This window comes from Planomonospora corallina, from assembly GCF_042650625.1.
GTDB classification, from domain to species: domain Bacteria; phylum Actinomycetota; class Actinomycetes; order Streptosporangiales; family Streptosporangiaceae; genus Planomonospora_B; species Planomonospora_B corallina.
In genome coordinates, this window is sequence record NZ_JBHSBM010000016.1 from 232,956 (window position 1) to 244,329 (window position 11,374).

The 11,374-nt window shown below is 73.2% G+C and carries 13 protein-coding genes; 9 read left to right on the forward strand and 4 right to left on the reverse strand.

Annotated features, from left to right (window positions below; translation table 11 throughout):
* The coding region (locus tag ACFOWE_RS12225) for a hypothetical protein (protein ID WP_377287387.1) at positions 1-396 on the reverse strand (396 nt) is incomplete at its 3' end.
* A gap of 195 nt (positions 397-591) precedes the next feature.
* Here ACFOWE_RS12225 and ACFOWE_RS12230 point away from each other — a divergent pair.
* Positions 592-1,116: a DUF421 domain-containing protein gene (locus tag ACFOWE_RS12230; RefSeq protein WP_377287388.1), complete on the forward strand. Its 525-nt coding sequence runs from the start codon at positions 592-594 to the stop codon at positions 1,114-1,116.
* Between the two features lie 270 nt (positions 1,117-1,386).
* Positions 1,387-1,956: a hemerythrin domain-containing protein gene (locus ACFOWE_RS12235; protein ID WP_377287389.1), complete on the forward strand. Its 570-nt coding sequence runs from the start codon at positions 1,387-1,389 to the stop codon at positions 1,954-1,956.
* Between the two features lie 38 nt (positions 1,957-1,994).
* Here ACFOWE_RS12235 and ACFOWE_RS12240 read toward each other — a convergent pair whose 3' ends face one another.
* The gene (locus ACFOWE_RS12240; RefSeq protein ID WP_377287390.1) at positions 1,995-2,210 is read right to left on the reverse strand and encodes a hypothetical protein; all 216 of its coding nucleotides are present in this window, start codon (positions 2,208-2,210) and stop codon (positions 1,995-1,997) included.
* Positions 2,211-2,311: 101 nt separating this feature from the next.
* Here ACFOWE_RS12240 and ACFOWE_RS33895 point away from each other — a divergent pair, with 101 nt between their 5' ends.
* From ACFOWE_RS33895 to ACFOWE_RS12265, 5 genes are all read left to right on the forward strand, one after another.
* Complete coding sequence (locus ACFOWE_RS33895) at positions 2,312-2,911, forward strand: hypothetical protein (protein ID WP_449301209.1); 600 nt, start codon at positions 2,312-2,314, stop codon at positions 2,909-2,911.
* Complete coding sequence (locus ACFOWE_RS12250; protein WP_377287574.1) at positions 2,908-3,000, forward strand: hypothetical protein; 93 nt, start codon at positions 2,908-2,910, stop codon at positions 2,998-3,000. Before ACFOWE_RS33895 ends, ACFOWE_RS12250 begins: the two co-directional genes overlap by 4 nt.
* A 52-nt stretch (positions 3,001-3,052) precedes the next feature.
* A complete protein-coding gene (locus ACFOWE_RS12255) occupies positions 3,053-3,532 on the forward strand; it encodes a hypothetical protein (RefSeq protein ID WP_377287391.1) in 480 nt (159 codons plus the stop codon).
* 155 nt (positions 3,533-3,687) lie between these two features.
* On the forward strand, positions 3,688-3,951 hold the full coding sequence (locus ACFOWE_RS12260; RefSeq protein ID WP_377287392.1) for a hypothetical protein: 264 nt from the start codon (positions 3,688-3,690) through the stop codon (positions 3,949-3,951).
* A 97-nt stretch (positions 3,952-4,048) separates the two neighbouring features.
* Complete coding sequence (locus tag ACFOWE_RS12265; RefSeq protein ID WP_377287393.1) at positions 4,049-4,900, forward strand: DUF72 domain-containing protein; 852 nt, start codon at positions 4,049-4,051, stop codon at positions 4,898-4,900.
* A 149-nt stretch (positions 4,901-5,049) separates the two neighbouring features.
* On the opposite strand, the gene ACFOWE_RS12270 is transcribed toward ACFOWE_RS12265, so the two are convergent.
* A complete protein-coding gene (locus ACFOWE_RS12270; protein ID WP_377287394.1) occupies positions 5,050-6,972 on the reverse strand; it encodes a hypothetical protein in 1,923 nt (640 codons plus the stop codon).
* A 244-nt stretch (positions 6,973-7,216) separates the two neighbouring features.
* On the opposite strand from ACFOWE_RS12270, the gene ACFOWE_RS12275 reads away from it, so the two are divergent.
* Positions 7,217-7,729 (forward strand): HAD domain-containing protein, encoded by a 513-nt coding sequence (locus ACFOWE_RS12275; protein WP_377287395.1) that lies wholly within the window; start codon positions 7,217-7,219, stop codon positions 7,727-7,729.
* 78 nt (positions 7,730-7,807) lie between these two features.
* Here ACFOWE_RS12275 and ACFOWE_RS12280 read toward each other — a convergent pair whose 3' ends face one another.
* Positions 7,808-8,647: a polysaccharide deacetylase family protein gene (locus ACFOWE_RS12280; RefSeq protein WP_377287396.1), complete on the reverse strand. Its 840-nt coding sequence runs from the start codon at positions 8,645-8,647 to the stop codon at positions 7,808-7,810.
* 268 nt (positions 8,648-8,915) lie between these two features.
* On the opposite strand from ACFOWE_RS12280, the gene ACFOWE_RS12285 reads away from it, so the two are divergent.
* Positions 8,916-11,374: DUF7825 domain-containing protein (locus ACFOWE_RS12285; RefSeq protein WP_377287397.1), on the forward strand; the 2,459-nt coding region annotated here is incomplete at its 3' end.

The following is an 11,374-nucleotide window of genomic DNA, read 5'->3' on the forward strand; positions in this document are numbered from 1 at the left end:
GGTGCTCGCCGCTCGCCGGTCGAGCGCCGACGCGGCCACCGGCACGCCGAGCAGGACGTGTTCCAGGGGCGGCGCCCCGTGCGGCGCCGCGCCGCGCAGCACCGTGCGGGCCAGCCGCGCGCACGCCTCCGTGCTGGAGACCATCCCGTGCCGGATCGGCCGGAGCATCCGCGGCGCGCCGTGGACGCCGTCGCCGGCCGGTGACGCGGGTACGGCGGACGGCCGGTCCACGACCGTGAGGGTTCCCGACAGCAGGAGCCGGGTCCTGGCGGTGCCCAGGTCCAGCGCGGCGCGGCTCCCGGCCGTTCCCGGCCTCCGCCGGGCGGACGGAGCCGGGGGCGCGCCCGCCGTCGACTGGACGGCGGACTCACGTGGAGATCGCCAAGAGGTCGCCATGACCAGACCATAGCCCAGCCGGGGCGGTGCACGGCATGCTCCGTGGGCCCCCGCCGGCCCGGTACGGCAGGGCCCCGCCAGCCTGACCCGGCAGGGCCGCCGGGCCCGGCGGGGGCGCCGGCCGCGCAGCGGACGCGGAGCCGCCCGGAAGATCGCTCGCAGTTTCCGGAACTTCACTCCGGGTAACCATGGGGCATGCCCGATTGGGGAGCGATCTTCCTGCCCAGCACGCCCGTGCTCGAGATCTTCGTCCGGGGGACCGTGACGTTCTTCGCGCTCCTGCTCATGTTGCGCGTCGCCGGGCAGCGGGAGTCGGGCGGGCTGGGCATCACGGACGTGCTCCTGGTCGTCCTGGTCGCCGAGGCCACGGCGGGGGGTCTGACCGGCGAGTCCCACTCCGTCGCCGACGGAGTCCTGCTCGTCGCGACGATCCTGCTGTGGAGCGTCGCCGTCGACGCGATCGCCTACCGGTGGCCCCGCGCCTCCAGGCTGCTGAAGGCGCAGCCTCGGGCGCTGATCGACGACGGGCGGCTGAACGCGCGGGTGATGCGCCGGGAGTTCATGACGCGCGAGGAGGTGCTCAGCCAGTTGCGGCTGCACGGCATCCAGGAGATCGCGCAGGTCGAGCGCGCCTATCTGGAACCGAACGGGATGATCAGCGTGGTGCGCCGCGACGAGGGCGAGGTGGACGAGCCGGCGGAGCCGCCGTCGCGCGGCTGACGCCCCGGCTCCCGGAGCCGGGCGGAGGCGGCGGTCGCGGGCCCCGGTCTTCCGGGACGGGTCGTCGGCCGCGGGCCCCGGTCTTTCCGGGGTGGGTCGTTGGCCAAAGGTTTCCCGCTCCGGCCGCGCCCGCCGTACCCCCGCTGACCTGTTCGTGTTCTCATCGGCGGAGTGGCGCCGCTGGGGTGCCGCACCGGAGGCGGCGCGGCCGGCCGGAACGCCGCCGCGTGGTCTCCGGAACCGCCACGCCCATGGAAGAGGGGGACTTCGATGAGCAGAGTCCAGGAGATGGACGTGGTGGCCGTGCTGACGCACGACCACCGTGAGGTCGAGGAGATGTTCACCGAGCTGGAGCGGCTGAGCAGGAGCGACACCGAGCGGCGTCGCGTGCTGACCGAGAAGGTCATCACCGAGCTGGTCCGTCACTCGGTCGCCGAGGAGGCCTATCTGTATCCGGCCGTGCGGGACCTGGTCCCCGGCGGTGACGCGCTGGCCGACCGGGAGCTCGCCGAGCACGCCGAGGCGGAGGAGACCATGAAGGAGCTGGAGCGGACCGACGTGTCGGAGGAGCGCCACAACGTCCTGCTGGCCCGGCTGATGGCCGAGATCCGCTCGCACGTGCAGGAGGAGGAGAACGATCTCTTCCCCCGGCTCCGGGACAGCGCCAGCACCGAGCAGTTGGAGGAGCTGGGCCGCAAGGTCCAGGCGATCAAGAAGATCGCGCCGACCCGGCCGCACCCGTCCGCTCCGGACAAGCCTCCGGCCAACAAGGTGATGGGCCCTCTGACGGGCCTGGTCGACCGGATGCGGGACGCGCTCAGCGGACGCGGCAAGGACTGACCGCGAAGACGGGACCCGTCGTCACCGGCGGGTCCCTCTCATCCCCGGGCCGTCAGGGCCTCCTCGATCCTGGTGACGGCGGCCGAGATCGCGCCGACCCGGGAAGGCGGCAGGTCCCGGTCGAAGCGCGCCGTCGGCATGGCGGTCAGACGGCAGGACGGCTCCCCGCCGGCCGCGGTCTCCCTCGCCCTGCCGACGGCCGTCAGGCCGGTCTCGGTGAGCTGGTCGTTGACGGCGAACCCCCGCCTGCGCACCAGCGCAAGCTCGCGCCGGAGCCGCGCGAGGTCGACGCCGGAGCCGCGCGAGGTCGACGCCGGGGTCCCCGCCGTACAGGGCCGTCCCTCCTCGGGCGGCAGTGCGGCCAGGATCGCCCCGGTGGGAGCACACCGACCGGGCGCTGAGCGACCAGCTCGCCCTGGAGGCCGAGGGCTGCAAGGCCACGATCGAGCCGGGCCACGCCGCCGTCCGCTACACCAACCCCACCACCGGCGACGACGTCATGCCGACCCTGCGCAGCGAGTTCCACCGGCTGGCGCCCGGCACGGAGACCGCCCCGGTCCGCGAGGTCGGCTCCTCGGTCTTCCAGGTCTTCGACGGCACCGGTGAGGTCACCGTCGCCTGGCAGTTCCGCACCAGGGAGCGGCTGCAGGGCAAGACCTTCGAGGGCACCACGCCGCTCGGCCCCGTGCTGGTCACCCCCGGCGAGCTGCCCGGCGGGGTCCGCCCCTCCCTGCCGATCACCTGCCGCGTCGCGCTACCTCGCCGACGGCTCGCGCGTGGTGACCGAGATCGAGGGCGTCGGCCGCCTGGAGAACACGGCGAGGAACGCATGACCGCCCGATCCTGGATGGACCGGGGGACCGGGCTCTTCCTGGCCACCGTCGACCGGCTCTCCGACGGCGAACTGGACGCGCAGGCCGCGTCCTGGTCGTCGGCGGCGGCATCGGAGGCCTGAGCGCGGCCTTCGCCCTGGCCCGCGAGGGTCTGCGGGTGCGTGTGCTGGAGCGGGCCCGCGAGTTCGGCGCGGGCCTCCAGATCGTCTGATGTGGCGCGACCGGTGGTGGCGGATGTTCGACCGCGACCGATCATGACCTGGGTGAGCGGCGACATCGCGCTGCTCGGTGACGCCGCACATCCGCCGCTGCAGTACATGGCGCAGGGCTCGATCATGGCCATCGAGGACGGCTGGGTGCTCGCCAAGCACGTCGCGGCGCGCCGCGACGCCGACGGCTCGATCGACTGGCCGGGCGCGCTCGCGGCGTACGGGGCGGTCCGTCCCGAGCACTGCCGGCGGGTGCTGACCACGGCACGCGCCTGGGGCGAGCTGTGGCACCTCGACGGCGTCGCCCGGCTGCGGCATAACGCGATCCTGCGGGCCCGCGACACCCACGACCACTCCTCCACCGGGTGGATCTACGGCCCGACGGCGCTGACGCCCGAGGAGGAGCCGCCGATGTTCACGCCGATCCCGCTGGACTCCGCCGACGTCCCCCAGGTCCTCCACGGGGTGGACGGCGGCCGGGCTGGGCGACCGAATTCCGCGGGCGCGGCTGGTACGCGCCGATCGTCACTTTAAGTTACTAATGATTACTCTGTGTGTTTGCTGAATGAGTGGCCGGGTATCAGGGTGTTGGTCGCGGTTCCGCCTGCATGGGAGACGGTCGAGGCGGCGCCGTACGGCCGAGGCAACTGCAGTCCTCCAGGACTGACCGGTGAAAGGAAGCACGTCTGATGAGCAAGAAGCTGATGCGTATCGCGTCCACGGGCATCGCCGCGGCCGCGCTGGTCCTGTCCGCCCCGTCCGTGGCCATGGCGAGCGGTGGCTGGGGCTGGGGCGGTGGCGGCTGCGGCTACGGCTGCGGCGGCTGGGGCGGTGGCGGCTGGGGCGGTGGCGGCAACGGCGCCTTCTACAGCGCCAACCAGAGCCTGTCCGGCCCGTACGGCGCCTCCAACTACCACATCAACACCGGCACCGGCGGCGGCCTCTTCTGGTGATCCACCGATGAAGCGCGTCCGGTGACCGACCGGTGAGGCCCCGCAGGGCGGGGCCTCACCGGTCGGGCTGCTCCCGGCCTTCCGATAGCGTCGGGGCATGCGGCTTCATGTGGGATGCGCGATGTGGACGCACAAGCCATGGCAGGGGCGCCTCCTGCCGCACCCGCTTCCGCAGGAGGAGCGTCTGCGGGCCTACGCGACCTGGTGCAACGCGGTGGAGGGCAACACGACGTTCTACGCGACACCGGCCCGGAGCGCCGTGGAGTCGTGGGCGCGGCAGACCGGTCCCGGCTTCCGCTTCGTGCCCAAGCTGCCCAGGCCGATCACGCACGGGCACCGCCTCACCGGCGCCGACGAGGAGCTCCGCTCGTTCCTGGAGGCGATCGAGCCGCTCGGGCCCCGGGCCCACGCCCTCTGGATCCAGCTGCCGTCCTCGTTCGGCCCGGCCGACCTCGGCGCCCTGGCGGTCTTCCTGCGCCGCCTGCCCTCCTCCCACCGGTACGCCGTCGAGGTGCGCCATCGCGCCTTCTTCGAGGACGCGCGGGCCGAGGGGCTCCTGGAGAAGGTGCTGTGCGAGGCCGGGGCCGAGTGGATCCCGTTCGACACCACCACGCTGTTCCGCAGCCCCCCGACCAGCGACGCCGAGCGGGACGCGTGGACGAAGAAACCGCGGGTGCCCCTGCGCTCGCGCGCGCTCACCGACCGCCCGATCGTCCGCTACCTCGGCAGGGACGACACGGAGCGCACGGCCGAGGGCTGGCGCGGATGGGTCGGCACGGTCACCGGATGGCTGCGCGAGGGCCGTTCGCCCACCGTGTTCGTCCACACCCCCGACAACGCCGACGCGCTCACGCTCGCCCGCCGGTTCCACGACGAGGTGCGGGCCCGCGTGCCGGAGCTCGAACCGCTGCCCGAGCCGGTCCCGGTCGAGCCGCTGACCCTCTTCTGAGGGCCGGCTCGTGTTCCGGGACCGCGCGGTCGCTCCGCCGCCGGAGGCGCGAGACGCGCCGGCCGGGCCGGATGCGCCCGGCGGCGGTGTCGCCCACGGGCTCGCGGGCGACACCGCCGGGCGGGGGAAGCACGCTCCGGTGTGGTGCGTCAGCCGTCGCCGTCCGGAGCGAGCAGGCCGTTCAGGGCCTTGGTGATGATTTCTGAGGCGTCGGGGCGTGCGAGGGCCGGAGGGGTGAGCGAAGGGCGTCTCGCGAAGCCGGCGGAGGAGAGCTGCTCACGTGTGTGGGCCCATCCCGGAAAGACCCCGAGTGCGTCGGCCAGCCGTCCGAGGCGTTCACGAGAGACTCCCCTGTTGCTCATCCACTCGAAGTTGACCGACAGGACCGACCTGCTCACACCGGTGTAGATGCTCCACACGGCGGCCTCTTCGTAGCCGAAGCTGAACCAGGCCGTGACGGAGGGGTGGGCGGCCTGTCCGAAGTAGTAGCCGCGGAAGGCGGGGTGGCTCTCCGCGTGCCGGTAGACGGTCAGCAGGGTGCTCGCCGTGGCGGCAGGACAGTACGTCTCGACGGCGTGCAGGAAACCGTCCTCGTCCCATCTGCTCTTGTGCGTTCCCCGGAACAGGTCGGCCCGGTCCGCGGCGGCCGACGCGGGGACGGCTCCGAGGGCGCCCGCCTCGGCCGGTGCGGAATCATAGTCCGCGGCGGGAAGGGGATCGCCGAGCGCCAGGAGTATGGCGATCGCCATCGACTCGAGCGAGTCGATGGTCTGTTCCGCCTCCTGCGCGGTGATCGGATTCTTCCGGCCGGAGCGCTCGGGGTCGTGATCGGCCGTGTGGGCGATGCTGTTCCGGCGCCGGGCGATCTCCCTGAGCTGGGTCCGTATCTCGTCGGCCGTCATCGGTCTGCCCGGATCCTGGTCGGTGAGGATTTTGGCGACCGCCGGCCATAGGTTGACCGTGCTGACGTGGGCGAAGCCCTCTTTGATCTTCTCGGGATTCTGGAAGGTCATGAATCCGAAGAACCGCTCCAGGTGATTCCGGAAAGCGTCGCCGAGAGGTTCGTTGTGATGGTGAATTTTCTCGAACAGTTCCACCGGAATGGACAGATTGGTGAACTTGGGAGGGCGGGCGATCTCCGGCTGCCGGGCGAGAGCGACTCCCCGTTCGACGATCTCCCGGGTGACCCAGTGGTCGAGGGCCGCGACGGCCTGGGTCCAGGCCGCGCGGTAGAGGTCGGTGACGTCGAAGGCGCCCACCTTGAGCCGCTCCAGGTTCCGGCCTCCGTCGACGAGCTGCCGGGCGTAGCCGAGGTTCTGCTGGAACTGCTCGAACGCGGCGGGGGAGTCCTCCGGTTCACCTGTGGGCGCGGCCCCCTCCATCGGGGAGGACACCGGGCCGCCCAGCATCGCGCGGAAGTCGCCGGCGGTCAGCCGTTGTGAGGGATCGGCCCGTCCGGACGGATCGAACCGAAGCCCCTCGCGGCGGAGGACCTCGAGCGGGTCGTCCACGACTCCGGGGCCTGGCTGCCGGAAACCCGGCGGCACGCGTCCGTCCGCCTGGAGTATCCGATGGGTGCTCTCATCGGTGGGGGACGAGGCGACGAAGCCCGCCGTCGCCTGCGGAGTCGTTCCGGCCAGCTCGGCCAGGTCGCCATGGGTGGTCCAGGTGCCGGGTTTCAGTACGGCGAGGGCGTCCAGGACCGTCTGCCGGTGCGGATCGGGCTGCGCCGGGCTGGGGGCGGGCAGCCGCCGGGCCCTGAACTGACGTGTCAGCTCCCGGTGGAGTTCGTCGCCGGGGAAGTCCTCCAGCGCCCGGGCGCCGACCTCGGTGATCGACCAGCCGTTCCTCTTGACCATCCAGCCGAGTGCCGCCGCCTCGCCGGTCCGCAGGCTCAGCTGTGCCCACCAGCCCGGCTGACCGTGCGCATCGGGCTTGCGGTGCTCGGGGGCGATCTCGACCCTCTTGCCGATCTCCTCGCGCACCGTGTCCGGTCGTAGCGGGCGACCCGCCTCGCGGAGCGTCTCCAGGGCTGCGCGGAAGATCGGGGCGATGTGCTCATGGGAGGGCATGAAGATGGCTCCGTGGTCTTCGGTCGTCCGGAAAGACGGGAAGGCGGCTTTTGATTCGTCGGCTGCGATTAATCTTCCGGGAAGGATAAGGTGGCCACCGGATCGGTGGAGTCGGATGCGGGAAAATCCGGAGCCCGTTAGATATGGAATCGCCTCATGATATGTATTTTGCGTCTTGTCGCGATAAAGTGCCGTTCGTTCAAATGACGCCTCATCTGTAGTAGGTCGTCGCTATTCTGTGGCGATGCCTGGTTCTGCGGATCGCCCGTTGCTTTTCCTCGATGTCGATGGACCGCTCGTTCCGTTCGGGGCGCCTGGACCGCATCCTGGTGAACGCCCAGGTGGCCGGAGGGCGTCACAGCCGCTTCCGCCAGGGTCGAACCCGCTGCTGGCCAGGATCGATCCCCGGCACGGTCCGCGGTTGTCGGCGTTGCCGTGCGACCTCGTGTGGGCGACGACCTGGATGGCCGATGCGAACGAAGTGATCGGCCCCTTGCTCGGCCTGCCCGAACTGCCGGTGGTGCACTGGCCGGACTCGGAGGAGGAGGGGGGCGCGCTGCACTGGAAAACCCGCGGCCTGATCGAATGGGCGGCCGGGCGCCCGTTCGTCTGGGTCGACGACGAGATCACCGACGCCGATCGCGTCTGGGTGTCCGAGCACCATCACGGACAGGCTCTCCTCCATCGTGTCGACCACCGCCGTGGCCTCACGTCCGCCGACTTCGCCGTCATCGCCGACTGGTTGGCACGGCTGTGACCGGATCCAGCCGAGGGCGTCGTCGCGGTTGTTTCCGGCAGTGCGAAAGGCCGTCCCGGACAGGCGCTCGGAGGACGGTCAGCGTGAACCGGCGGCCCGAGGGGCGCCGCTGTGGACGAGCTTCGGCGGCTTGCCGCGGAACAGCCCGCTGACGGTGACGAAGTGGTAGCCGCGCTTCGAGAGGCTCTTCAGCACCTCCGGGATCGCCTTCACCGTCGTGGGGTGGATGTCGTGGAAGAGGATGACGGCCCCCGGCTTCGCTCCCTTGACGGCCCTGCGGGCCACCGTGGCGCTGTCGCGGTACCGCCAGTCCAGGGTGTCCACGCTCCACAGGACGACCGGGCGCCCCGCCTGCTTGCGGACGCCGGCGTCGAGAGCGCCGTACGGCGGGCGGAAGAGCTCCGGGGCGGCGCCCGTCGCCTTCTCGATGGCCCGGTCGGCGCGGGCCAGGTCGGCCCGGATCCCGGAGTCCGAGAGCCGGGTCAGGTCGCGGTGGGACCAGGAGTGGTTGCCGATCTCGTGCCCCGCCTCGGCGGTCCGCCGTACCGCGCCGGGGTCGGCGGCGGCGTTCCGCCCCACGACGAAGAAGGTGGCGCGGGCGTCGTGCTTCGCGAGGTGGCGCAGGAGCGTGCCGGTGTGCCGGCCCGGGCCGTCGTCGAAGGTGAGGGCGACGCACTTGACCCGGCGGCAGTCGGGGGACTCGTCGGCGGCGCTCACGGAGAGCGCCGGGCCGGCCGCCGCCGTGGGCGCCGCGGAGGGCGCCGCGGGGGGCGCGGGCGGGACGGTGTCCGGCAGCGGTGATCGCGCGGCCGAGGCGGTGGGTGCGTCCGCCGCCGCGCTCCCGGCGGATCCGGCCTGAGCGGCGCCGCACGCCGCCATCAGGGCGGCCACGGCGAGGACCGCCGTCGGCCTCGGCATCGCCCCCGGTCGTGCCGCCCGGCGCGATCCCCCAGTGCTCATCGTCAAGCCCCTCGTACACCGCGCCCGCCACGTCCGGATCCGGGAACGGTCCCGGTGCCGCGGTGAGAGTCGGACCGTTCCACATGCTTGGACAACCATGGTCCGCACATGGTTCGCAACATATCCGCTTTTGACGATTGCTTCCGCCACCCGGTACGGCCGGGGATTGTCGGAGATGATCTGTAACGTCCCGCCCTGTCTGAGGAACCGGCTCGGAAGGATCGGCGTGAACGTCTGGGACGACCTGGTCAAGCACATCCAGGCCGGTGACACCGGCGGCACCGTGGCGTTCGTCACGGGGCTCGGCGCGCGGGAGCGCAGGGTGGTCGCCGGCGAACTGCCCGGCTACCTGGCCGCCCGCGCCCGGCAGACCGGCGGCTGGTGGGAGTGGCACGACGAGCTCTCCCCGCTGCTGATGGCCGGCACCGCCTGCCTGAGCGGCGCCGCGGCCGTGGCGGGCTGGCTGTTCAGACGGGAGTTCCGCTGGAGGACGGTGCACCGCCGGGAGACGGAGTACGTCCTCGACCTGCTGCGGGCCCGCCCCGAGGCGTGGCAGGCGGACGTGGCCCGCCGGATGGCCGGACGGCTCCGGCTGCCCGATCTCCGGCACTGGCCGGTCGTCGCGGCACTCGTCCGCGACCTCGGCCTCGAACCGCCCGGCGATGACGTGTTCATGGCCGGCTGGTTGCTGACGATCCACGAGCACAACGTCGACGAGGTCGCCGCGGACCCGCTCTTCCCGCACCTCGCGCCCAGGATCTTCACGACCGGCGCCCTGCGGCAGACCCTCACCTTCTTCCGGGTCGGGGCGCTCGGCCTCCTGACCGACCGGGGCGCGCTCGACCGGGCGGCGGTCATCGACGGCGCGCTCGGGAGGCTCCTGGGCGACGGGCCGTCCGCCCTGCCCGAACTGGTGCGGCTGCACGAGCGGCTCGACCCCGACCTCGACGAGACCGCGGCACGGGCCGTGGACTACGTCCGGCTGCTGCCCGCCGCGCCGCTGGTGGCGGCGGAGGCGGCGCTGGAGCGGCTCCGGCGGCTGGAGGCGGCAGGCCGGCTCTCACCCGGCCTCTTCGGCGAGGCCGTCGAGGCGCTGGCCTTCCGGCCGGAGAAGAAGCTCCTGCGCGCGACCGTCTCCTGGATCGGCGAGGCCGTGGCGCGGGCGCCCGAGCACACCGACACCGGGCTGTGCGCCCTGGCCGCGCTCCTCACGCAGGACGCGCTGGCCGTCCAGGAGCGCGCCGTACGGCTGGCGGCCCGGCTGGCCGGGCAGGCGGGCGAGACCGGGCGCGAGGCGATCCGCGACGCGGCGGCGGGCCTGCCCGCCGAGCTGCGGGAGAAGATCTCCGCCGCGTACGGCCGGGTCGCCGCGGAGGCCCCTCCGGAGCCGCCCGCCCTGGTCGCGGCGGCCGTGCCCGCTCCGCCGCCGCCCATCGCCTCACCCGGTGAGCTGGCCGGCGAGATCGCGTCCGTCCGCTGGGACATCCGGCCGGAGCGGTTCGAGCGGATCCTCGCCGGGCTGGTCGAGCAGGCGCACCGGGAACCGGACGCCCTGCGCGCGGAGCTCCGGTCCTGGTGGCACCCGTTCGAACCGGCCGCCTTCGGCTACCGCGAGTATGCCGACGGCTACGACCGGTCCCACATGCTGCTGTGCCGTACGGCCCTCGCCTTCGCCTCCCCGCAGGACAGCCGGACCCTCTCCGCCCTGATCGCGGGCTCGCCCCGGCGGAGCGGCCGCGAGGAGCCGCCCGCGCCCGGCCGCGTGTACCGGCGGCGGGCGCACGAGCTCATCGCCTGCTTCGAGGCGGGGGAGACGTACCCCGTGCTGCTGGCGACCCCCACCTCGGGCACCGGGCACGTCGACCCCGAGGCGCTGCTGGAGCGGTTGCGGCGGCTGGAGGAGGCCGGGGCGCGGGCGCTGCCCGCCGACCTGTGCCAGGCGCTGCTCCGGCTGCCCCGCTCCACCGGGCCCGAGGTGGCGCGCGCCGCGGAGACGATCTCGGAGGCGGGCCGGCGGGTCGCGGCGTGGCTGGACGGCGGCGGCCTGCCCGATCCCGTCGTGACCTGCGAGGTCGTGACGTACCGGACGAGATGGGCCACTCACTGGGCCTGCGTGCCCCAGGCGGCGATGAGCCCGCCGCTGCCCGGCCTGCCCGAGCCGGTCGCGGACCTCTGCACGCGGGACCCCGCACGGGAGACCGGCCTCTCCCATGATCTGGCCTGGTGGCCCGCGGTCATGCCGTCCCACCGCGAGGTCGTCGCGGCCCACCTCCTGCAGGAGCTGCCGGTCTTCATGGAGGAGAACGGGGCGGACCAGGCCGGGGCGTTGATCCGGCTGGCGCACGGGGACGGGCCGGTGGGCACGGCCACCGCCCACGCGCTGGTGTGCGGGATGGGGCACCGCGACCCGGCGGAGCGGGCCTGCGCGGTGGAGGCGCTGCTCACGCTGGCCGCGCGGGACCAGGCGCCAGCCGCCGAGCTGGCCGAGGCGGTCACCGAACTGGTCCGCACCGGCGTCGTCAAGCTCAACCGGGTGACCGAGGCCCTCGGCGACGCGGCACGGGCCGGAGCGCACGCCGCCGTCTGGACCGTGATCGCCGGAGCCCTGCCCGGTCTCCTGCCCGGTCCCGGTGAAAGGCCCCGGGCGGGCCTGGCGGACCTGCTCGCGGCCGGGGCCGGGGCGGG

Excerpts from the sequence above, each read along its gene's own strand:
- ACFOWE_RS12230 (WP_377287388.1), top strand. The coding sequence starts at position 592 with ATGCCCGATTGGGGAGCGATCTTCCTGCCCAGCACGCCCGTGCTCGAG.
- ACFOWE_RS12235 (WP_377287389.1), top strand. The coding sequence starts at position 1,387 with ATGAGCAGAGTCCAGGAGATGGACGTGGTGGCCGTGCTGACGCACGAC.
- ACFOWE_RS12260 (WP_377287392.1), top strand. The coding sequence starts at position 3,688 with ATGAGCAAGAAGCTGATGCGTATCGCGTCCACGGGCATCGCCGCGGCC.
- ACFOWE_RS12265 (WP_377287393.1), top strand. The coding sequence starts at position 4,049 with ATGCGGCTTCATGTGGGATGCGCGATGTGGACGCACAAGCCATGGCAG.
- ACFOWE_RS12270 (WP_377287394.1), bottom strand. The coding sequence starts at position 6,972 with ATGCCCTCCCATGAGCACATCGCCCCGATCTTCCGCGCAGCCCTGGAG.
- ACFOWE_RS12275 (WP_377287395.1), top strand. The coding sequence starts at position 7,217 with ATGCCTGGTTCTGCGGATCGCCCGTTGCTTTTCCTCGATGTCGATGGA.
- ACFOWE_RS12280 (WP_377287396.1), bottom strand. The coding sequence starts at position 8,647 with ATGCCGAGGCCGACGGCGGTCCTCGCCGTGGCCGCCCTGATGGCGGCG.